The sequence below is a fragment of the Streptomyces sp. cf386 genome (assembly GCF_900103585.1).
Taxonomy (GTDB): domain Bacteria; phylum Actinomycetota; class Actinomycetes; order Streptomycetales; family Streptomycetaceae; genus Streptomyces.
The window spans coordinates 133,962-153,976 of record NZ_FNHV01000009.1; the positions used below are offsets into that span (position 1 = coordinate 133,962).

At 71.2% G+C, this 20,015-nt stretch carries 16 protein-coding genes; 5 read left to right on the forward strand and 11 right to left on the reverse strand.

The features are described 5' to 3' along the window. Positions 1 to 16: 16 nt before the first annotated feature. The 3 genes from BLU79_RS23800 to BLU79_RS23810 form a co-directional block, all read right to left on the reverse strand. On the reverse strand, positions 17 to 1,969 hold the full coding sequence (locus BLU79_RS23800) for an FAD/NAD(P)-binding protein (protein WP_093907899.1): 1,953 nt from the start codon (positions 1,967 to 1,969) through the stop codon (positions 17 to 19). A 368-nt stretch (positions 1,970 to 2,337) separates the two neighbouring features. Next, positions 2,338 to 3,978: an alkaline phosphatase D family protein gene (locus BLU79_RS23805; protein WP_093907900.1), complete on the reverse strand. Its 1,641-nt coding sequence runs from the start codon at positions 3,976 to 3,978 to the stop codon at positions 2,338 to 2,340. Between the two features lie 131 nt (positions 3,979 to 4,109). Continuing rightward, the gene (locus BLU79_RS23810; RefSeq protein ID WP_093907901.1) at positions 4,110 to 4,754 is read right to left on the reverse strand and encodes an HNH endonuclease family protein; all 645 of its coding nucleotides are present in this window, start codon (positions 4,752 to 4,754) and stop codon (positions 4,110 to 4,112) included. A 374-nt stretch (positions 4,755 to 5,128) separates the two neighbouring features. On the opposite strand from BLU79_RS23810, the gene BLU79_RS23815 reads away from it, so the two are divergent. Beyond that, the gene (locus tag BLU79_RS23815; RefSeq protein ID WP_093907902.1) at positions 5,129 to 5,710 is read left to right on the forward strand and encodes a TMEM165/GDT1 family protein; all 582 of its coding nucleotides are present in this window, start codon (positions 5,129 to 5,131) and stop codon (positions 5,708 to 5,710) included. Between the two features lie 213 nt (positions 5,711 to 5,923). Continuing rightward, the gene (locus BLU79_RS23820) at positions 5,924 to 6,577 is read left to right on the forward strand and encodes an HAD family hydrolase (RefSeq protein ID WP_093907903.1); all 654 of its coding nucleotides are present in this window, start codon (positions 5,924 to 5,926) and stop codon (positions 6,575 to 6,577) included. Positions 6,578 to 6,756: 179 nt separating this feature from the next. Here the strand turns inward: BLU79_RS23820 and BLU79_RS23825 are convergent, their stop codons facing one another. Beyond that, the gene (locus BLU79_RS23825) at positions 6,757 to 7,752 is read right to left on the reverse strand and encodes a peptidoglycan-binding domain-containing protein (RefSeq protein WP_093907904.1); all 996 of its coding nucleotides are present in this window, start codon (positions 7,750 to 7,752) and stop codon (positions 6,757 to 6,759) included. Positions 7,753 to 7,920: 168 nt separating this feature from the next. Between BLU79_RS23825 and BLU79_RS23830 the strand changes: the two genes are divergently transcribed. Beyond that, positions 7,921 to 9,978, forward strand: a complete 2,058-nt coding sequence (locus tag BLU79_RS23830; RefSeq protein WP_093907905.1) for an MDR family MFS transporter — start codon at positions 7,921 to 7,923, stop codon at positions 9,976 to 9,978. A gap of 317 nt (positions 9,979 to 10,295) precedes the next feature. Here the strand turns inward: BLU79_RS23830 and BLU79_RS23835 are convergent, their stop codons facing one another. The 3 genes from BLU79_RS23835 to BLU79_RS23845 form a co-directional block, all read right to left on the reverse strand. Next, positions 10,296 to 10,787: a GNAT family N-acetyltransferase gene (locus BLU79_RS23835; protein ID WP_093907906.1), complete on the reverse strand. Its 492-nt coding sequence runs from the start codon at positions 10,785 to 10,787 to the stop codon at positions 10,296 to 10,298. Between the two features lie 112 nt (positions 10,788 to 10,899). Beyond that, positions 10,900 to 11,274: a VOC family protein gene (locus BLU79_RS23840; protein WP_093907907.1), complete on the reverse strand. Its 375-nt coding sequence runs from the start codon at positions 11,272 to 11,274 to the stop codon at positions 10,900 to 10,902. Between the two features lie 291 nt (positions 11,275 to 11,565). Further along, on the reverse strand, positions 11,566 to 12,012 hold the full coding sequence (locus tag BLU79_RS23845) for a DnaJ family domain-containing protein (protein WP_093907908.1): 447 nt from the start codon (positions 12,010 to 12,012) through the stop codon (positions 11,566 to 11,568). Between the two features lie 94 nt (positions 12,013 to 12,106). On the opposite strand from BLU79_RS23845, the gene BLU79_RS23850 reads away from it, so the two are divergent. Further along, a complete protein-coding gene (locus tag BLU79_RS23850; protein ID WP_093907909.1) occupies positions 12,107 to 12,499 on the forward strand; it encodes an FHA domain-containing protein in 393 nt (130 codons plus the stop codon). 42 nt (positions 12,500 to 12,541) lie between these two features. Here the strand turns inward: BLU79_RS23850 and BLU79_RS23855 are convergent, their stop codons facing one another. Further along, positions 12,542 to 13,210, reverse strand: a complete 669-nt coding sequence (locus BLU79_RS23855) for an O-methyltransferase (RefSeq protein ID WP_093907910.1) — start codon at positions 13,208 to 13,210, stop codon at positions 12,542 to 12,544. Between the two features lie 36 nt (positions 13,211 to 13,246). Beyond that, a complete protein-coding gene (locus BLU79_RS23860; RefSeq protein ID WP_371131920.1) occupies positions 13,247 to 14,479 on the reverse strand; it encodes a DUF2330 domain-containing protein in 1,233 nt (410 codons plus the stop codon). 321 nt (positions 14,480 to 14,800) lie between these two features. On the opposite strand from BLU79_RS23860, the gene BLU79_RS23865 reads away from it, so the two are divergent. Then, positions 14,801 to 16,858 carry a bifunctional glycosyltransferase 87/phosphatase PAP2 family protein gene (locus BLU79_RS23865; protein WP_093907911.1) on the forward strand — a complete coding sequence of 686 codons (2,058 nt, stop codon included), beginning with the start codon at positions 14,801 to 14,803 and terminating at the stop codon, positions 16,856 to 16,858. On the opposite strand, the gene BLU79_RS23870 is transcribed toward BLU79_RS23865, so the two are convergent. After that, positions 16,812 to 18,386, reverse strand: a complete 1,575-nt coding sequence (locus tag BLU79_RS23870; protein ID WP_256333440.1) for a hypothetical protein — start codon at positions 18,384 to 18,386, stop codon at positions 16,812 to 16,814. The two genes, BLU79_RS23865 and BLU79_RS23870, sit on opposite strands and share 47 nt — an antisense overlap. 104 nt (positions 18,387 to 18,490) lie before the next feature. Then, the coding region (locus BLU79_RS23875; RefSeq protein ID WP_177001152.1) for a WD40 repeat domain-containing protein at positions 18,491 to 20,015 on the reverse strand (1,525 nt) is incomplete at its 5' end.

The following is a 20,015-nucleotide window of genomic DNA, read 5'->3' on the forward strand; positions in this document are numbered from 1 at the left end:
CCCACGTTAGGCAAGCCTAATCAATACTTGCAAGTTCAACATTTGGCCAGAGTTCGACCTCGTATTCCCCATCTGCCCCGGCGGCACCTGCACGTAGCGCCGCCCGCGCCACCGCATCCGCGTCCGAAAGAGTGACCGAATCCACACCCGGTCGCGCCCCCGCCGCCGTCACCCAGTGCACACCCTCCGTGGGCACCCCGAACGCGAACCGCCTAGGGTGCGCCCGGCCTTGACGGTCGATCAGACGGTACGGGCGCTGTGTTACGTCCAGCCCTCCGGTCTCGTAACCGTCGACGGTGTGCGGCCGGCACTGCCCGGTCTTCAACAGTCGGGCCAGCAGGTCGTCGGCGCTGCGCCGCAGGTCGGGCTCCGGCAGACGCGCCTCGACGAGCGCCGTCACCCGGACCGCCGAGCCCGGCACCTCGGGGGAGTGCGCCACCCAGGCCCCGTCCTCCTCCCGCACCTCCAGCCGTGGCCCGAGCACCTCCACCACGCCCGCCTCCATCAACGCCACCAGCTCCTCCACGCGCCGGCGCGGCGGGCCGATGGAGAGGAAGGCGTTGAGCGGGGTGTACCAGCGGTCCAGGTGATCCCGGCGGGAGGCGCCGGTGAGGCCGCCGTGGTCGACGATGAGCCGCAGTTCGTTGCGCAGGTCGCGCAGCACGTCGAGGGCCGACTTCAGCGGGCCGTCCACATTGCCCCGGGCGGCCTGCGCGGCGTCCTCGCGCAGATACGCCCGCAGCCAGTCGCTCCACTGCCCGGGGTCCGCGAAGCCGCCTCCCGTATACGGCCGGGAGACCCGGTCCCAGCTCCAGCGCTCGTCCTCCGCCACACCGAACTCGTCGAGCAGACAGGCCTCTTGGGGGTGGCGGTGCGGGACGGCGAGGAAGCGCTCGGTGAAGTCCGACCGCCGCCGGGCCTCCGGTATCAGCGCCGTGTAGTACACCGTCTCCACCTCCTTCGCCACCAGCGGCCATATCTCCGCGAGGAAGTCCGGTGCCTCGCCCGAGTCCGCGCGCTTGCGGAATCCGGCGATCACCTCGGAGGTCAGGACGAGCGGGAGATGGCGGCCGTACGGCCCCTTCGCGTTGTCGCCGCGCGCCTGGTACGGGATGCCGCGCCGCGAACCGGCGTACAGGCGGGGCTCGTTACCGGAGGGGACGTAGCGCAGTCCCGTCAGCCCCTCGGGGGCGGGCACGAAGACGCCGCCGCGGCCCGTCGTCAACAGGGCCATGTGGTCGAAGAAGTTGAGGCCCAGGCCCCGTAGCAGCAGCGGTTCGCCCGGGGATATGGAGGAGAGGTCGACGTCGGCCGGGTTCGCGGGCGGCACATGGTGCAGACCGTGCCGTTCGGCGTACGCGGCGACGTGGCGCTGGGTCGTGTCGGCGGCCGTCGGCAGATGCCCCTGGGCGAGGACCACGGCGGACAGCCCGGGCAGGGTGCGGCCGTCGTCGAGGGTGAGGACCTGGCGGCCGTCGGGCGCGTCGTCGAGCCGTATCGCGCGGGCCGCGTACGTCTCGATGCGGAGCGCGGGCGGCGCCTCGCGCACGACCTTCGCGAACACCCACTCCAGGTACCGGCCGTAGTGGGCGCGCGTCGGATACTCGTCCGGACCGAGCGCCCCGGCCGCCCAGTCGTAGAGGCTCGGGCCCGACCGGATCGGACCCGAGCAGTCCACGCTGTCGTCGGTGAACAGCGTGACCTGCGAGGACACGGTGTTCATCAGCAGCTCCGCCGACTGCGCGGTCCGCCACACACGCCCGGGTCCGGGCGGCGCCGGGTCGATCACATGGACCGTGAGGCGTGCCCCGGGCGGGAGCAGTTCGGGAGTGGAGGCGCAGAGGCGCTCCAGGACACTGGTGCCGCGGGGGCCGGCGCCGACCAGGGCGATGGAGACCGTGGGGGACTCCGGGGTCGGTGCGGAGGTCGGTGCAGTCAAAGGGGTGACTCCCGGGCGTGTGGGGCGCATTGGAGCGAACCGCCGGCCGGATGGAAGCGGACGGTCCGGCTCATCATGCCGTCGGGAGCGGGGCGAACCGAGCCCGGGGGTCGGTGACTGTGGGATGCATCACGTGCATCACGTGCATCACCGGTCACGGTGGTCACAAGCGGTCGGAACGGGCGGAATGCGGGGCGAGTTCGCCTGAGAGCTCGGGCTATCGGTTCGATGGCGGCCGCAGGTTGTGGAGGGTTGCTCGCGCAGTTCCCCGCGCCCCTGGGTGGGCTGCGGCACAGCCAACCTCAAGGGGCGCGGGGAACTGCGCGACCAGCCACACACGACCCGCAGTCGCCATCGAACCGGCGGCCCCGAGCTCTCAGGCGGTTCCCCGTCCGCCCCTACGGAGCCAACTCGGTCTCCACCACCGTCCGCAGCCGTGCCCCCGCCCCTCGCACCGCCCGTGCCTGCTCCAGCCGCAGCCGTGCCGAACGGCCGCGCAGGGTCAGGGTCATGAGCTGGTTGCCGAACCAGGGCCCGCCCGTCCGGCGCCAGTCGATCGGCGGCTGCGGACAGGCACCGTGCCCGGCGAACCGGCGGCCCAGCCAGCGGCCCGCCCCGCTCCAGCCGAACCGGAAGCCGAGCCGTATCACCAGGGGTATGGCGTTGTGGACCGGTGAGCAGGTCAGTTGGAAGACGCGGGCGTCGGGCCCCTCGCCCTTCGGCCAGGCCGGCTCGGCCACGTACGCGTGATGCACGTCCCCCGACAGCACGCACACCGTCGCCGGCGCCTCGGCCCCCGACCCCGTCTCGGTGATCAGGTCCGCCAGCGCGTCGAAGGACGGCGGGAACGCCGCCCAGTGCTCCAGATCGGCCCGCCGCCGCAGATCCTCCCCGAATCGCGCCCAGCGCTCCCCGCGCTCGCCCCGGCACAGCGCGGCGCTCCACGCCTCGGCGTCGTGCACCAGATGGGGCAGCAGCCAGGGCAGGGACGTACCGATGAGGAGGTGGTCGTACGAACCGCGCGCGTCGAGCGCCTGCTCGCGCAGCCACCGGGCCTCGCCGGGGTTGAGCATGGAGCGCGCGCCCTCGTCGAGCACCCGCGCGGCCCGCGTGTCCACCATCAGCAGCCGGACCCGGCCGAAGTCGCGCCGGTAGCTCCAGCGCACGGAGGCCGGGTCGGCGTCCGCCTCGCAGGCGAAGGAACGCAGGACGTCGGTGCCGTCGGGCGTCTCGCGTACGGCGGCGTAGAGCGGATCGGCGGCCAGTTCGTCCGGCGCGAGATTCCCCAGGTGCTGGTGCACCCAGTACGACATCAGGCCGCCCAGCAGCCGCTCCCGCCACCACGAGGTCTCCCGCATGTCGGCGAGCCAGGCGGCGGAGGTGTTCCAGTCGTCGATGACGTCGTGGTCGTCGAAGATCATGCAGCTCGGCACGGTCGACAGCAGCCAGCGCACCTCGGGGTCGAGCCAGGACTCGTCATAGAGGCGGGTGTACTCCTCGTAGTCCGCGACCTCGTTGCCCGGCGGGTCGCTCAGATCGCGCCGGGCGGCCAGCCAGCGCCGGGTCGCCTTGGAGGTCTCGTCGGCGTACACCTGGTCACCCAGCAGCACCAGTACGTCCGGCCGCTCACCTTCCGGGTCGGCCGCGATCCGGGCGGCCAGCGTGTCCAGGGCGTCCGGCCCGACCGGGTCCTGCTCCCCGGCAGGCGGCGCGGCCCAGCGGCAGGAGCCGAAGGCGAGGCGGACGGTCTCGTCGGTGGCGGGCGTGCGGATGACGGAGGGCGGGAACGGGGAGCCGGGAAGCGGCCACACGCGTGCGCCGTCGAGGAGGACCTCGTACGACTGCGAGGTCCCCGGAATCAGGCCGGTCACCGGGATCAGGGCGTAGTGATGGCCCGCGATCTGGAAGGTGTGGGACTCGCCGTGGGCGCCGTCCGAGCCGCGCACCTCGGCCGTGCACGGACGGCTCGCCTCGACCCAGACGGTCGCGGACGAGCCGTCGGCGTACCTCAGCAGTGGTCCAAGCCGCAGTTCGGCCACGTGATCGCCCTCCTCCGTCGCCCCGTACGGTACGGAACGACGGAGGGGAACGGGGAGGTTCCGCAGATCACGTTTTGCCGAACTCCGGCGGTACCGGGTCAGTGATCCGGCGGTACCGCGTCAGCGCTTCGTCAGCAGCTCGCGAGGTAGTTCGTGAGGGCGGACTTCTCGGCGGAATCGACCGAGAGGTCGTAGTAGTACTTCACCTGCACCCAGGCGCGGACGTAGGTGCAGCGGTACGAGCTGACCGACGGCATCCAGGTGGCCGGGTCCTGGTCGCCCTTGGCCTGGTTGACGTTGTCCGTGACGGCGATGAGCTGCGGGCGGGTCAGGTCGTTGGCGAAGGACTGGCGGCGGGCGGTGGTCCAGCTGTCCGCGCCGGAGTCCCAGGCCTCGGCCAGCGGGACCAGGTGGTCGATGTCGACGTCGGAGGCGGCGGTCCAGGTGGCGCCGTCGTAGACGGAGTACCAGCTGCCGCTGGTGGCGGCGCAGGCGGAGTCCTGGACGACGTTCGTGCCGTCGCGCTTGAGGACGACCTCGCGGGTGTTGCAGGTGCCGGACTGGGTGATCCAGTGCGGGAAGAGGTCGCGGTCGTAGCCGGTGCGGTCCTCGGTGGCCACGGTGAGCGAGGCGAGGTAGGTGCGGGCGGTGGCGGCGCTGACGGGCGTGGGGAGCGCGGCGGAGGCGGTCGGGCCGTTGAAAAGTCCGACAGAGGCGATGACGCCGGTCAGCGCCGCGAGTATGCTGACGCGTCGACGCGCGTAGAACTTCGACATGCGAACTCCCTTGGGAGGTGGGGGTGTTGGCGAGCGGGCGAAGGAATGCTCGCGACGCCGTGTTGCGGGGAGGTGTGCGTCGGGTAAGAAGTTAGTGACGCGTGCATGACATAACAAGGTTTACGGCGAAACGATCTCGTATGATGGTGCGTGCAGAAGGGGAGTAGCTCTTCGCCGGACCGTCGACATACTGCTCAGCTCGTCTGAGCCGGCGCCCGGAGGCGGACCTCGGTCACGGGGTCGGCCAGCGAGACCTTCGGCAAGCAGTGCACGCCCGTGCCCTACGGCACGGGTGCCACGTGTGCTGCCGTGCCGAGGTGTCGTAGCGCAGTGACAATTCTCTCGGCGGGGCAGCCCCGACCGATTGAGGAACCTTGATCAGCTTCACCGTGACGGCGGTCGTCTTCGGCGTCGTCTTCCTCGCCGAACTGCCCGACAAGACCGCGCTCGCCGGGCTCGTCCTCGGCACGCGCTATCGCGCCTCGTACGTCTTCGCCGGCGTCGCCGCCGCCTTCGCGGTGCATGTCGCGCTGGCCGTGGCGGCCGGCAGCGTGCTGACCCTGTTGCCGCAGCAGATCGTGCAGGCGCTCACCGGCGTGCTCTTCCTGGGTGGCGCGGCCGTGCTGCTCATGAAGAAGGACGAGGACGAGGACGAGATCCGCAAGCCGGAGAACCAGTCCTTCTGGAAGGTGTCCGGGGCCGGCTTCATGCTCATCCTGGTCGCCGAGTTCGGGGACCTCACGCAGATCATGACGGCGAACCTCGCGGCCCGGTACGACGATCCGCTGTCGGTCGGCCTCGGTGCGGTGCTGGCGCTGTGGGCCGTGGCGGCGATCGGGATCGTCGGCGGGAAGGCGCTGATGCGGCGGGTGCCGTTGAAGCTGATCACCAAGGTGGCGGCGTTGGTGATGCTGGCGCTGGGTGCGTGGAGTCTGTGGGAGGCGATCGTCGGCTGAGCCGGCGGTGGCTGCCGGGGCGGCGGTGGATGAGTCGCTGTCGAGCTGAACTGTCGGTGAACGGTTTCTGGAGGCGGTGGCGTAACGGGGATCTGTTTTGTACCGTGGAGGAACAAAGTGGCTCCCGCCCGTTTTCCCTGACCGGCGGGCGGGACCACCTTGTCTCTCCGGGGGCCACCCTGTACCCCCGGGCCCCTCGCCTTGGAGCTGCCGATGCCCACTGTCCTCACCGCCCGGGCCCTCCTTCTCGACATGGACGGCACGCTCGTCAACTCGGACGCCGTCGTGGAACGCATCTGGCGTCGCTGGGCCGACCGGCACGGGCTGGACCAGGACGAGGTGATGAAGGTCGTGCACGGGCGGCAGGGGCACGCCTCGATGGCGCTGCTGCTGCCCGACCGGCCGATGGAGCAGAACCACGCCGACAACGCGCGCATGCTCGCCGAGGAGACGGCGGATGTGGCGGGCGTGGTGCCGATTCCAGGGGCGCCGGACTTTCTGGCGTCGTTGCGGGGGTTGCCGCATGCGCTGGTGACGTCGGCGGACGTCCCGCTGGCCACTGCGCGGATGGCTGCCGCCGGGCTGGGGATGCCGGAGGTGCGGGTCACCGCGGAGTCGGTGGGGGCCAGTAAGCCTGATCCGGAGGGGTTCTTGAAGGGGGCGGCCGAGCTGGGGGTCGTGCCGGGGGAGTGTGTGGTGTTCGAGGACTCCGCGGCGGGGATCCAGGCGGGGCGCTCCGCGGGGATGCGGGTGGTGGGGGTTGGGCCGCGGGCCGGGTTCCATGAGCCGGATGTGGTGGTCGCGGATCTGCGGGAGGTGCGGGTCGAGGCTGTGGGGGACGGGTCGATGCGGGTGTATGTCGGCTGAGTTCGCCTAAGAGCTCGGGGCGATCGGTTCGATGGCGGCTGCGGGTCGCGTGTGGCTGGTCGCGCAGTTCCCCGCGCCCATGGGTGGGCTGCGGCGCAGCCAACCTCAAGGGGCGCGGGGAACTGCGCAAGCAACCCTCCGCTACCCGCAGCCGCCATCGAACCGGCAGCCCCGTCTGCTCAGGCCGTCGTCTCCGACTCCAGCATCTCCCTCGTCGCCAGGTCGTACACCCCGTACTCCTCCTCCGGCTCGACCCCCCGCGCCCACTGGTACCTGGTGACCGCGTCCTCCACGCCCTCGTTGTAGTTGCCCCTGGCCTCCCTCGTGTAGAGGCCGAGTTGGGTCAGGCGGAGTTCGAGTTCCGTGACCTCGGGGCCCCGGTCGCCGCGGCGCAGGGTCGGGGGTGTGGGCTCTCGCGCGGCGGCGGATTCCTCCTGGGAGGCGCTGGCCGCCGGTGTCGAGGGGGTCGTCGTCGGTTCTGTCGAGCGGGACGGGCTGGGGGACGCGCTCGTCCTCGACGGCGACGGGGGCGCGCTCTCCGTGGGGGACGCGGACACGGAGGGCGGTGCCGCCTGTGTCGACGGTCCGGCCGGTGACGGCTCCTGCGACGCCTCGCTCGTCGACGGGGCCGGGATGCTGGCCCGTACCTCGTCCGGGAGTGCCGTGTCCCGCGTCGGCTTCTCGTAGGTGAGCATCCCGCTCGCCAAGCCGGCCGCCGTCACTACGGCCACCAGTGCCCCGCCCACGCCGAGCAGTGCCGTACGGCGGTGCCGGCGGACCCCGCGCGGGACGGCGTCGCCGTCCTCCTCGCCGTCGGCCTCGTCGGCGTAGGGCGCCGCAGGCCTTGTCGCGTCCGGCTCGAACAGGCTCAGGTCCTGGGCGCTCGGTGCCGACGTCGGTTCGACAGCGGGCGGTACGGGCCGGAGCGGCATCGTTTCGTCTGCGCCGCCCTCCAGTTCCACGTATGGACGTATCCGCAGCGGATCGAAATCCTCCGCCGCGGCCGCCTCCGCCGTACGGGCGTCTCGCAGGGCCTCGGACGCGCGGGGGCCGCAGCCGCACGACGGGGTGTTGTCGGCCGCTCTCGGTACCCCGCACTCCGGGCATCGGCGGCCCTTCGGGTGCCCCGGGTCGTCCGGACCCTTCGCTCCCGCTGTTCCCCTCGGCTCGCTCACGTGTTCGCCCCTCCCCTCGCGAACTCCCCAGATTATGCAGACCTTCCTCACACGTCTCCGGAAGCCCCCGGAACCACATATTCCAAAGGGACTCGACAGGCCATAACGGGGCGAAGCGATCACGATGGGAGTGCCTAGGAGGTGCAACGACGGTCTCGGGAGGTCTTCATGGGCGGGGATGCGCACGGTATGACGGGAAATGTGCGTGACGCGCAGCCCCCGAGACGGGGGGCCGGGACGCACGAGAACGTGCCCGGCAACGTCCTCGTCTCCATCGGCGCGCTGCTTCTCGGCATGCTGCTCGCTGCCCTCGATCAGACCATCGTGTCGACCGCGCTGCCGACGATCGTCAGCGACCTCGGTGGACTGGAGCATCTGTCGTGGGTCGTGACCGCGTATCTGCTGGCGTCCACCGCCGCGACTCCGCTGTGGGGCAAGCTCGGTGACCAGTACGGGCGCAAGCGGCTCTTCCAGATCGCGATCGTGATCTTCCTCGTAGGGTCCGCGCTGTGCGGCATGGCGCAGGACATGGCCCAGCTCATCGCGTTCCGGGCCGTTCAGGGGCTTGGGGGCGGCGGGCTCATGGTGCTGTCCATGGCGATCGTCGGGGACATCGTGCCGCCGCGGGAACGGGGGCGGTATCAGGGGCTGTTCGGTGCGGTGTTCGGGGCCAGCAGCGTGCTGGGGCCGTTGCTGGGCGGGGTGTTCACCGAGCATCTGAGCTGGCGGTGGGTGTTCTACGTCAATCTGCCCGTCGGGGTCGTGGCGCTTGTCGTCATCGCCGGTGTGCTGCGGATTCCGCACAAGTCGACGCGGCATGTCATCGACTACCTCGGTACGTTCCTCATCGCGTCCGTCGCGACCTGTCTGGTGCTGGTGGCGTCACTCGGAGGGACCACGTGGGGCTGGGCGTCGGTGCAGACCGTCGGGCTGGCGCTGCTCGGGGTCGTGCTCGCCGTCGCGTTCGTGGCCGTGGAGCGGGCGGCTGCCGAACCCGTTCTGCCGCTGAAGCTGTTCCGTGTGCGGACGTTCGTGCTGTCCGCGGTCATCAGCTTCATCGTCGGGTTCGCGATGTTCGGCGCGATGACCTATCTGCCGACGTTTCTGCAGGTCGTGCAGGGGGTCAGTCCGACGATGTCCGGGGTGCACATGCTGCCGATGGTCGTCGGCATGCTGCTGGCGTCCACGGCGTCCGGGCAGATCGTCAGCCGTACCGGGCGGTGGAAGGTGTTCCCGATCGCCGGGACCGGGGTCACCGTGCTGGGGCTGCTGCTGCTTCACCAGCTCGACATGGACAGCTCCACCGGTGCGATGAGCGTGTACTTCTTCGTGTTCGGGCTGGGGCTCGGGCTGGTCATGCAGGTGCTCGTACTGATCGTGCAGAACGCCGTCTCGTACGAGGATCTCGGCGTCGCCACCTCCGGGGCGACGTTCTTCCGGTCCATCGGGGCCTCGTTCGGCGTCGCCATCTTCGGCACGGTCTTCGCGAGCCGGCTCGACGACAAGCTCGGGGAGGCGTTTGAGGGGGTTCGGCTTCCGTCCGGGGTCACGCTGGAGGGGCTGGAGGCCGATCCGCGGGACATCGCGGAGCTGCCGGCGGCGCTGCGGTCGAGTGCGTTGCAGGCGTACGCCTCCTCGATCACCGACGTGTTCCTGTACGCCGCGCCCGTCGCGCTCGTCGGCTTCGTGCTGGCCTGGTTCCTGAGGGAGGACAAGCTGCGGGGGTCCGTGACGGCACCCGATGTCACCGAGACGCTGGCCAGCAATCCCGTCGAGCGGTCGTCGTACGACGAGGTGTGCCGGGCGTTGTCGGTGCTCGGGACGCGGGAGGGGCGGCGGGAGGTGTACCGGGAGATCACCGAGCGGGCCGGGTACGACCTGTTGCCGGCGGCCAGTTGGCTGCTGCTGCGGATGAAGAAGTACGGCTGGGTGGAGCCGGCGGTGCTGGCGGAGCGCAGCGCCGTGCCGCTGAACGTCGTCCTCGATGCGGCGCGGCAGGTGGAGGGGCGGGGGCTGGCCTCGCGCGAGGGGCTCGATCTTGTGCTGACCGAGCTGGGGCAGGAGGTCGCGGAGCGGTTGGCCCGGGTGCGGGAGGAGTCGTTGGCCGAGTTGCTGGGGGACTGGTGGGGGCCGGATCGGCCTACCGATCTGATTCAGCTGGTGAAGGAGTTGAACGCGGAGTTGTGCGGGTCCGACCGGGAGCAGCCGGGTGCCTCCGGCGGTTGAGCGGGGGGTGCCTGCGGCGGCCCGTGCGGGTTCGGTGGGGGTGCGCAGTGCATGCCTGCGGCGGCCTGTGCGGGTTTGGTGGGGGATTGCGTAGCGCCTGCTCTCGGTGGGTGGGTCGGGGCCGCGTCGGGGGGGTCCGTCCTCGGACCGGCGGTCACGTTAGGCCTGGAGGTGCCGCGTGTTGACGCCGGCCACTGCGGGCGGACACCCCCCGACGCGTCCCCTTGCCGCCGTACGCGGCTGCCGCGCCGCGGGGGTACCCGCGATCCTGTGGTGCAGCAGTTGCCTGGCCTGCGGGCAGTCGTGCGCGGGGGGTGTCAGTGCAGTTGCTTGGTGAACCAGTGTTCGGCGTAGAGGCCGTCGTTGTGCGGGGGCGTCTCCTCGTAGCCGAGGTGCGTGTACAGGGCGCGGGCCTCTACCAGGTCGTGTCGGGTGTCGAGGATCACGCGGGTGGCGCCGAGGGCGCGGGCCGAGTCCTCCGCCGCCCGTACCAGGATCCCGCCGCCGCCCTTGCCGCGCATCGACTCGTGGACGAACACGCGCGTGAGCTCGGCGGTGTCCGCGGCCAGCAGTCTGATGCCGGCGGAACCGGCCGGCTCGCCCGCGTGGCGCGCGACGAGCAACTGGCCCTTGGGCGGGGTGAGTTCGGTACCGGTGCGGGCGGCGATCTCGCGTTCCAGTTCAGCCGGGTCGGTGCGGTGCCCCTTGTGGAGGAGGTAGTAGCGGTCGCTGACCTCCGTGTAGTACGCCCGCCAGAGCGCGGCGGCAACGGGGGAGTCGGGGGGTTCCGGGGCGACGGTCCAGGTCATGGCCGTCATTCTCGGCGGGGGAGGCGGTGGGCCTGCAAGCGAATATGGGCCCTGCTGAGCCGGCTGCCCGGTCGGGCACGCGAGGCGCGTGCCCGACCGGGCATTCCCTCGGCTAGAGGTACGGGCGCGTGATCAGCTCGATCGCATGGCCGGCGGGGTCCTTGAAGTACACCCCTCGGCCGCCGTGTTCGTCGTTGATCTCGCCGGGGCGACTCATCTGCGGGTCGGCCCAGTGCACGATGCCGCGATCGCACAGGCGGCGATACGCGCGATCGAACAGCTCGTCGTCGAGCAGGAACGCGTAGTGCTGCATCTGGATCTCCACCGGCGGCTCGGCGAACTGGAGCAGCACGCCGTCGGTGAGCTGGATGTTGGTGAACGGGCCCCAGGACGGCGCCTCCGGGACCTCCAACAGCTCTCGGAAGAACCGGGCCGACTCGTTGCGGTCCTTGGCGGCGATGATGGTGTGGTTGAACGTGGCTGTCATTCGGTTGATACCTCATGGGTGTTCGGCATGGAAATGGACTCGGGACTCGGACTCGCGGGGGTGGAGGGGGCGAGTGCCGGGTGCCGGGAGGTCCACGTGCCGAACTGAGGGGGTGCCTTCTTCGCACCCACCGTGCGATCAGACCACCACCGGGTAGCCGATCCGTGCATGGCGTAGCGCCGATCCGGTGTTCACGTCGGTGACCCTACTTGACCCGACCGGCCGCGACAACGGAAAGAGCGGCCAGGCCAACTGCGCCTGCTTCAGGGTGCGTTACCCACTTGGGTCGACTCACCGGCCCCCTCCGGACGCCCCTGACCCGTCCGCCGCCCGGGGCCCCTCCCGACGTTCCCGCCACTCCCGTACGACCTCCTCCACGTCGTACGGCTTCCTGCCCAGCGGCGGGCCGGGTGGGGGCTTCAGGAGCATGTCGCGGATCTTGACGTTGACGTCTGTGATGATCTTGCGGACCATCCGTTCCGTCGGGGCCGCGTGCGCCGCCGCCAAGGCGTCCTCCGCCTCCTTGCGCAGGGCCAGGGCCGGGGGCAGGACGGACAGGCCCTCGCGGGCCATCTTGCGCTTGACCCACCACAGTTCGTCGTACGGGGATTCCAGGTCGTTCGGCAGGGGTTTGCCCTTGCCGGGCAGTCTGTCGAAGTCGCCGCGCGCCTGCGCGTCGTGGATCTGCTTGTCGACCCAGGACTCGAACGGGACACCGGGGGGCTTTCGCTCGGTCATGAGTTCATTGTGCCGGACGCGATGGTGCCGGGCGATTTATCATGCGGGCGCGGCCAAACGGCCGCTGTACAAGGATGTTTCAGGAGGGGCGCCAGTGCTCGAACTCACCATGGCCGCCGTGTCCGCGGCGGACGAGGGTGCCACGGCCGGCATGCTCATGGCCGACGCGCCCAGCGAGCCGGGCGCCGTGCTGCGGGTGGGCCGCGACAAGTCGGTGTGCCGGCTGTCGACGCCGGACGACTGGCTGTTCATCTCCCGTGTCCACCTGGAGTTCCTGTGCGGCCCCGACGGCAGTTGGCAGGTCACCTGGCTGCGCGGCTCACAGCCCGACCCGTCCTCCGAGGTGCGGCTGACCGTGGGGGAGTACGCCCAGCCGATCGTGTACGGCGGGACGGTGCCGCTGCCGAGGGGCGGCAGCGGCGAGATCATCGTCCATGACCGCACCGCGCCGCGCAGCGTCAACGTCGGCTTCTATCACGAGGCTTGAGCCGCCCCCCCCCCGCGACGCCTGTGCCGCCCTCTACGTCCCCTACAGCACCCGCGCCAGCGCGAAGCCGTCGTAGCCCTTGCTGCCCACCGTCTGGACCGCTGTGCCGGTCAGCCTCGGGTGGCTGCTGATCAGTTCGATCGCGGCGCGGGTGCCCTGGACGTCCGGTGCGGTGCTGTCGGGGTCGGTGACCCGGCCGCCGCGCACCACGTTGTCCAAGACGATCAGGCTGCCGGTGCGGGTGAGCCGCAGGGCCCACTCGATGTAGTGCGGGTTGTTGGCCTTGTCGGCGTCGATGAAGACCAGGTCGAAGGGGGCCGGGTTCTCGTCGGCCAGCTTGGGCAGCGACTCCAGGGCCGGGCCGATCCGCACCTCGACGATCTTGTCCAGGCCCGCCCGCGCGAGGTTGCGGGTGGCGACCTCGGCGTGCTTGGGGTCGTACTCCAGCGAGATCAGGCGGCCGTCCGCGGGCAGGGCGCGGCCCAGCCAGATGGTGCTGTAGCCGGCGAGTGTGCCGATCTCCAGGATGTTCCGGGCGCCCTGGATCTCGGCGAGGAGCTGGAGGAGCTTGCCTTGGGGTGCGGAGACGCTGATCATCGGGATGTCCGCCGCCTCGCTGTCGCGCAGGGCCGCCTGGAGGATGTCGTCGTCGGGTGAGAGGTGGGCGGAGAAGTACTCGTCGACGTCGTTCCAGAGCTGCGACTCGCTCATCGCCTTGCCTTTCGTATGGGTAGTTAGGTGCCCTAACTACCCCGGTTCCCGGTCCGCGATACCAGGATGGTCGATTCCGGCGGTCGGCGCAGGCGGCTGGGGGGTCGCGGGCGGGGTCGGGGTCAGGGGCGGCGGTGACTGAGGCCGCCGGGAGCGGCGTACGGCCGACGCGGTCGCCGTCGCCACCGCCAGGGCCAGCCCGCCGGTCACCGTCAGCAGCCATGCCGGGATCCCGGCCACGGTGCGCAGCCGGTTCTCGTAGATCACCTGCTGGAAGGGGGCGTCGGACGGTGCCCGGCGCAGCACGTGGTCGCCGGAGATGCGCTCGGGACGCGGGAACTCCTGGCCGATCGCGGTGAGGAACGGGGTGCCCGCCGCCAGGTCGGCCAAGGGGCCGGTCTTCGCCTTCACCCGTCCGGCGTAGGTGACGCGAGGGCGTTCGCCGCCGATCCGCGACGCCGGTTCCATGCGGTGCTCGGCCAGGACGTACAGGCCGAGGGACTGGGGGGTGTCGGCGAGGCGGGACAGGCGCATCGGGTAGACCGGCTCGTCGGCCTTGAAGGTGAGGTGGAGGGGGGCGAGGGTGCCGGTGAGGGGGGCGCCCGCGGTCTGCGGGGTCAGCTTCACGGCGACGTACTCCCAGCGCTTTAGGACGTACGGGCGCAGGGCGCCGTCCAGCCGGGGCGGGAGCGCGAAGCCGTTGCTGTCGAGCCAGTCGTCCAGGGCGCCGGGGTCGGTGGCCGTCAGCCGGGCCACGTCGAAGGGGCCGAGGCGCTGTCGGCCGACGACGCCGACCGGAGGGCGCTCGTCGGCCCAGGGCGGGGGTGGGCCGGCGGCCGTGCCATCGCCGGTCAGCAGGGGCCAGTCGCCGTCCTGGGGCCAGAAGTGGCGGCGCTCGCGGTGCACGGGGGCCGTGACGTCGTGCAGTTCGTCGAAGAGTTCGGGGTCGCCGAGGCGGACCGTCGCCCGCCGCGGCACCGGCATGATCCACGCGGCCCGCTCGGCGTCCCCGCCGACGGTCAGCTGCATCACGACCTGCTCCCGCTCACCGTCCCACCGCACGACGGACTCCTCGCGGCCGACCGTCATCCGTCGTGTGTCGCCGGGCACCATGGCCCCGCAGCCGCACGCCCAGGCGGGTGCCGCGAGCTGGCCGAGCTGGAGGGCGAGGAGCGTCAGGGCGACGGTGAGGGCGCGACCGCGCGGGCGCCGCCCGACCCGGTTCCGCAGTAAGTCCGCCATCGCGCGCAGCCCCTCCATCCCCACCATTCCCGCCAGTCCCTCCAGCGCCTCGGCGCCAGGGCTTCAGACGGTACGGCGGATGATCCGGTTCCGGGGGCCGCGTTCCGCGATGTGATCGATTCCGCCCCGAGGGGCGGCCACTCACGAGAGGTTCACCAGAGGCGAGCCAACCGCCCCCGAACTATCGTCAACCGGACAACCGGACAAAGGGAGAGCGGACGTCAGGTGAAGCGAGGGTTGCCTGCGTCTCTCCCCAGGGGGTGCGAGCCCCATAGGGTTCGTAGGGTTCGCAGAGATTCCTGGCGCATATGCCGTGTGGGACTACGCGGGGCTGGAGGCCGGCGAGGCGTGGCGAAGGCGGAGCACGGTGGGCAACCGGCGGAGGCGCTCGGTGGAGCGACGGCCGTCGGTACGGTCCAGGCACGCGTGCGTGTGGCGCGGCTCGGCATGTGGCTGGTCGCCGCGATCCTCGCCGTACGCCAACTGGCCGTCGTCCTCAGTACCCCGAGCGGGGAGCGGCTGACGGATCTGGAGACCTGGGTCGGTCCGGACGGCGTCCTGCATGTGAAGGGTTCGCTGTACGACTCGACACAGTTCACCGGGACGCCGTTCGGCGGGCTCGTCCTCAAGCCGCTGACCCGCTCCGCCGAGCAGACGCTCGGCTGGGGCTGGACCTTCGGCACGCTGCTGCTCGTCGTCGCCCTCGGCCTGATCGCCGCCCGCGCCCTGCCCCAGCCGGTCAGCCGACGTACCTCGCTACTCGCCGCGCCCGTCGCGATCAGCCTGCTCATGCTGTCGCTGCCGGTGCGCAACACGCTCTACCTCGGCCAGACCAGCATCATCCCGGTCCTGCTGGTCCTGCTCGGCTGCTTCGCCGTGCGCGGCGAGCGCGCCAGCGGTGTGCTCATCGGCCTCGCGGCGGCGCTCCAGCCGACATTGCTGCTGTTCACCCCGCTGCTGTGGCTCACCGGCCGCCGCCGGGCCGCGCTCTCGACGGGGGCCACGTTCGCCGGGTGCACGGTGCTAGCGGTGGCCGCGATGCCGCACGACTCGTACACCTACTGGGTCCACCACCTGGCCGGCGTCGGCCTCGGCGGGCGTGCCGACGACCTCGCCAACCAGTCCCTGCACGGCGCCCTGCTCCGGCTCGGGCTGACCGGCCCGCTGGAGATCGCCCTCTTCCTGCTGCTGGGCGGCGCGGTCGCTTTCCTCGCGCTGCGCCGCGCCGTGCGCTATGCCCATGACGGACAGCTCCTGCTCGCCGTCGCGATCACCGGCTGTGCGGCGATCGTCGTGTCGCCCACCGCCTGGCAGCACCAGCTGCTGTGGGTGCTGCTCGCGGTCGTCGGCCAGGTCGGCAGACGGGCCAACGACCGGTACGTATGGCCGGTCGCCGTCATCCTGGTGATGACGCTGCCGGCGAAGATGATGGTGCCGGACAAGGTGCTCCTGCACCCCCTGCGCGCCGACCTCGTCCTCCTCGCCGCGCTCGCCACGGCGGCCGTCGTGCCGTTCCTGTCGCGCACCTCGCCGTACTGGCAGACGCCGATCCCGACCCGGTACGCGGACCGGGTCCCGGCCCGTTTCCGGCACATCCCCCTGGTGCCGTTCCTGCGCCGGGTGATCAGCCGCCCGAACCTGTTCTTCGAGCTGCTGCTGATCCGGATCACCTACTACGCCTACGCCCAGATCCGGCTGGCGGCGGCCGGCGGCGCCAACTCGGCCGGACGGGCCACCGCGGAGCAGCACGGCGAGGAGATCCACTCCGTCGAACGCGCCCTGCGCATCGACATCGAGTCCTGGGCCAACCACGCGGTGGTGCAGGTCGACTGGCTGCGGAACTTCTTCGACTTCTACTACGAGTCGTTCCACTTCGGCGTCCCACTCGCCATACTCGGCGTCCTCTACTGGCGCCGCCCCGTCGACTACCGCTGGGCCCGCACCGCGATCGGCTTCGCCACCGTCTTCGCCCTGATCGGCTTCTGGCTCTACCCGCTCGCCCCGCCCCGCCTGATGCCCGGCCTCGGCTTCATCGACACGGTCCACGGCCCGCAGGACTTCACCCGGCCCGACTACGGCACGCTCACCGAACTCACCAACCAGTACGCGGCGATGCCGTCCCTGCACTTCGGCTGGTCCCTGTGGTGCGGCCTGGTGATCGTCATCCTCGCCCCCAGATGGTGGATGAAGGCCCTGGGCCTGCTGCACCCGCTGTTCACGGTCAGCGCGATCGTCGTCACCGGCAACCACTGGGTGCTGGACGCGGTCGGCGGCGCGCTGGTCGTGGGCGCGGGCTTCGGAGTGACGTACCTGTTCCAGGGGCCGCGCGCCAAGGCGGTGACGGCCCGGGCAGAGAGGGTCAGCAGCCGGTCCCCGGCCCCGGTGAAGGACCGTACTCCGAGCTGATCCGGTAATCGCCGGGCGCGGCGACGGCGAGCTGAGTGAACTCCCCCTTCGGAGCGAGGCACCCACCGCCGTCCACGTGCAGCCACGGCGAATGGGCGATGCGCACGGTGGCGATCCCCGGCCGTGACATCCGTATGACGACGTCGGCGCTGGACGTCGACACGACGCTCGCGGGCCCGGACACCAGCGGCACCGCGTCCCGCACCCGGAACACCCGCCAGTGCGCGTCCTGCCAGACGGGCTCCAGCCACTCGGGCCGGTGATCGCGTACGAGCCGGGCCTCGTCCTTGGCGTACCCGTCGGGCTTGCCCAGGGGCAGCACGACGAAGCCCACGGCCCAGCGGTCCAGCCATTCCCGGTACGTCGCCGCGGAGAACGACCCGTCGTAGAACAGCCGGGCCCGCTCCATGTCGAGCTGCCGGTTCCAGCCGCGGGCCATGTTGACGTGCGGGGCGAGCCCGCTGGCCTCGCGGTGGTTGCGGGCCGGGACGACCTCGACGCGGGCGCGGTCGGCGCCGAGACGGTCGAGGGCGCGGACCACTCCGTGGGTCTCGGCGGCCCAGGCCGGCACCTTCGTGGAGACATACAGATCGTCGCCGGTCTTCTTGACGACCCAGCCGCAGGAGAAGACCAGCGCGAAGACGAGCAGTTTCCGGCGGAACCCGGCGAGAGCGGGCCGGGCCAGCAGGACGGCCAGCAGCGCGGCGGGCGCGAACAGCTCGGCGAAGCGCTCGACGTTCGTGCCGATGGGGGAGGCGATGAGATACGTCAGGACGGTCCCGGCCGCGTAGACGACACCGCTCCAGCGGGCGACGCGCCAGGTGCGCGGGGCGAGGAAGGTGACGGTGAGACCGAGGAGGGCGGGCGGCCAGATACGGTCCGCGAACATCAGCTGCTCGCCCTTGAAGGGGAACAGGAGGGTGGTCGCGCCGACGGTGACCGCGGGCGGGACGAGCAGGGTGAGGGCGCGGACGTAGTCCCGGGTGAGGAGATAGGCGGCCCCCACGACCGCCACGAACAGCCCTGCCACGGGGCTGGCCATGGTCGCCAGCGCGGCGCAGACGGCGGCCAGGACGACCCGTCGCTGCCGGATGAGCAGCAGACAGGCGCCGAGCCCGAAGGCGACGCCGAGCGCGAAGGTGGTGCGGCCGGAGGCCACGTTGCACCACAGCGCGAGGGACGCGAGGAGCGCCGGGCCGAGGGGCCTGCGGAGCCCGTCGACCCGGGTGATCAGGACGGCCGCCAGCCAGGAGGCCACGATCCCGGACACCACGGTGACCGCGCGGACGCCGAGGCCGGCCATCAAATACGGGGAGATCAGGCTGTAGTTGGCGGTGTGCGTGCCGCCGTACCAGAACAGGTTGTACGCCGAGTCACCGTGCCGCGTCGCGAAACCGGCCCAGGCGTACTGGGCGGCCAGGTCGCCGCCGCCGGTGGCGAGGAAGGCCCACCAGATGCCGTAGAGGGGGAGCATGGGCAGGGTTGCGAGCAGCGGCACCCGGTGACGGGTCCAGACCGTGCGCAGCATGCGCTTGGGGTGCTGGGCCGGGGGTGCCGGCTCAGTGGGTCTCGCGCGGGTGAGCTGTTCGGCTTGGGCCACGTGATCGTAGACGCGGAACGGGGGGAAAGCGTTCACTGGCGCGTGAAGATGGCTACGTCGCTACCGAAGGCGCAGGCCAGGCGGCCGGTGTCGTCGAGGAGTACCGCTTGGGAGACCCCGGGGACGTGGAGGGTGTCGACGGGAGTGCAGTTCTCCAGGTCCCAGATCCGGACCGTGTCGTCGATGGAGCAGGTGACGGCGACCGGGCGGCCGTCCAGAGTCCCGCATCTCACCGATTGCGCAGGTCTGCTGTGGCCCGGCATCGGCGGGCCGAGGAGGCGGCCCGTCGCGAGGTCCCGCACCTGTACCGTGGCGTCCCTGCCGCAGGTCACCATGGCGGGGCGGCCACCGATGTCGGCGCACGCGATGGCCACGGCACTGTGCCGGATCCCGGCGATCGAGCGGCGATCGGCCAGGTCCCAGAACTGTGTCACCCCCTCACCCGAGGTGATCGCGATCAGGCGACCGGCCGTGACGGTGGAGGCCATCGCCCGGCGCGCTCCTACGGCGGACGGGAGGGGCGGGTACAGAGCCTTCCCGGTTGCGAGGTCCCAAGTCCACAAGCTGTCGTCCTGCGCGCTGCCGATGACGACCGGGCGGCCGTCCAGGACGTCGCACGTCACGCTGGTCAGGCGCTCACTGGGGCCGGTGAGGTGGGCATGCGTGACCTGACATTCCAGATCCCAGGCCCGCACCGTACCGTCCCAGGAGGCGGTGACGGCGATGGACCGACCGCGCAGCATGGTGCAGGCCACGGACCGCACGTCATGCCAGTGCCCCTTCATGGAGTCACCGATGGGCGAGCCGGTGTGCGCATCCCAGATCCGGACCGTCTGGTCGTGGGAGCCGGTGACGAAGACCGGCCGTCCGTTCAACTCACCGACGTCCATGGCAGAGACCCGCCGAATGTGGCCGGTCACGGGTCGGCCCAAGGGCCGTGAGACGGACAGGTCCCAGACCCGGACGCCGTTGAACGAACCGCACACCGCGACCGGTCGCCCGGCCAGCGACGTGCATGCCAACGACATGAGGGCATCACCGTCGTTCCCGAAGCTTCCCACCCGTCGGCGGGCCTTCAGATCCCAGACGGTCAGCCACCGGTCCAGTGAACTGACGACGGCGACGGGACGGCCCTCCAACTGCGTGCACGCCACATGGTGCACATGCGCGTCGCGCGACTCGAACGTGGCCAGACGCCGACGTGTCTCCAGATTCCAGACGTGCACCTTCCTTCCCTGCGCCAGTGCAACGACAACCGGGTGACCGTCCAGCTCCGTAGTCGCCAACGCCGTCACGTAGATTCGCTCGGCGCCCTCCAGCTCACCCCGGTCCAGACCGCTCGCCAGGTCCCACACGCGTACCCGTGCGTTCGTGGTGCCCGTGACGGCGACCGGGCCGTCAGGTGTCATGGCAACCGTCAGCGCACTCACCCGGCCGCCGACGTCGATCGGCGCGCCCACCGGCTCACTGGTGGCCAGATCCCAGACCCGCAGTGTCTCCGAGCCTGTGACGGCGACCGGGCGGCCGTTCAGTGTCGTGCACGCCACCGCGTCCACC

What these genes read in the sequence shown, in the direction of transcription:
- BLU79_RS23800 (WP_093907899.1), bottom strand. Translation starts at nt 1,969, where the DNA reads ATGCGCCCCACACGCCCGGGAGTCACCCCTTTGACTGCACCGACCTCC.
- BLU79_RS23810 (WP_093907901.1), bottom strand. Translation starts at nt 4,754, where the DNA reads ATGTCGAAGTTCTACGCGCGTCGACGCGTCAGCATACTCGCGGCGCTG.
- BLU79_RS23820 (WP_093907903.1), top strand. Translation starts at nt 5,924, where the DNA reads ATGCCCACTGTCCTCACCGCCCGGGCCCTCCTTCTCGACATGGACGGC.
- BLU79_RS23830 (WP_093907905.1), top strand. Translation starts at nt 7,921, where the DNA reads ATGGGCGGGGATGCGCACGGTATGACGGGAAATGTGCGTGACGCGCAG.
- BLU79_RS23835 (WP_093907906.1), bottom strand. Translation starts at nt 10,787, where the DNA reads ATGACCTGGACCGTCGCCCCGGAACCCCCCGACTCCCCCGTTGCCGCC.
- BLU79_RS23840 (WP_093907907.1), bottom strand. Translation starts at nt 11,274, where the DNA reads ATGACAGCCACGTTCAACCACACCATCATCGCCGCCAAGGACCGCAAC.
- BLU79_RS23845 (WP_093907908.1), bottom strand. Translation starts at nt 12,012, where the DNA reads ATGACCGAGCGAAAGCCCCCCGGTGTCCCGTTCGAGTCCTGGGTCGAC.
- BLU79_RS23855 (WP_093907910.1), bottom strand. Translation starts at nt 13,210, where the DNA reads ATGAGCGAGTCGCAGCTCTGGAACGACGTCGACGAGTACTTCTCCGCC.
- BLU79_RS23860 (WP_371131920.1), bottom strand. Translation starts at nt 14,479, where the DNA reads ATGGTGGGGATGGAGGGGCTGCGCGCGATGGCGGACTTACTGCGGAAC.
- BLU79_RS23870 (WP_256333440.1), bottom strand. Translation starts at nt 18,386, where the DNA reads ATGCTGCGCACGGTCTGGACCCGTCACCGGGTGCCGCTGCTCGCAACC.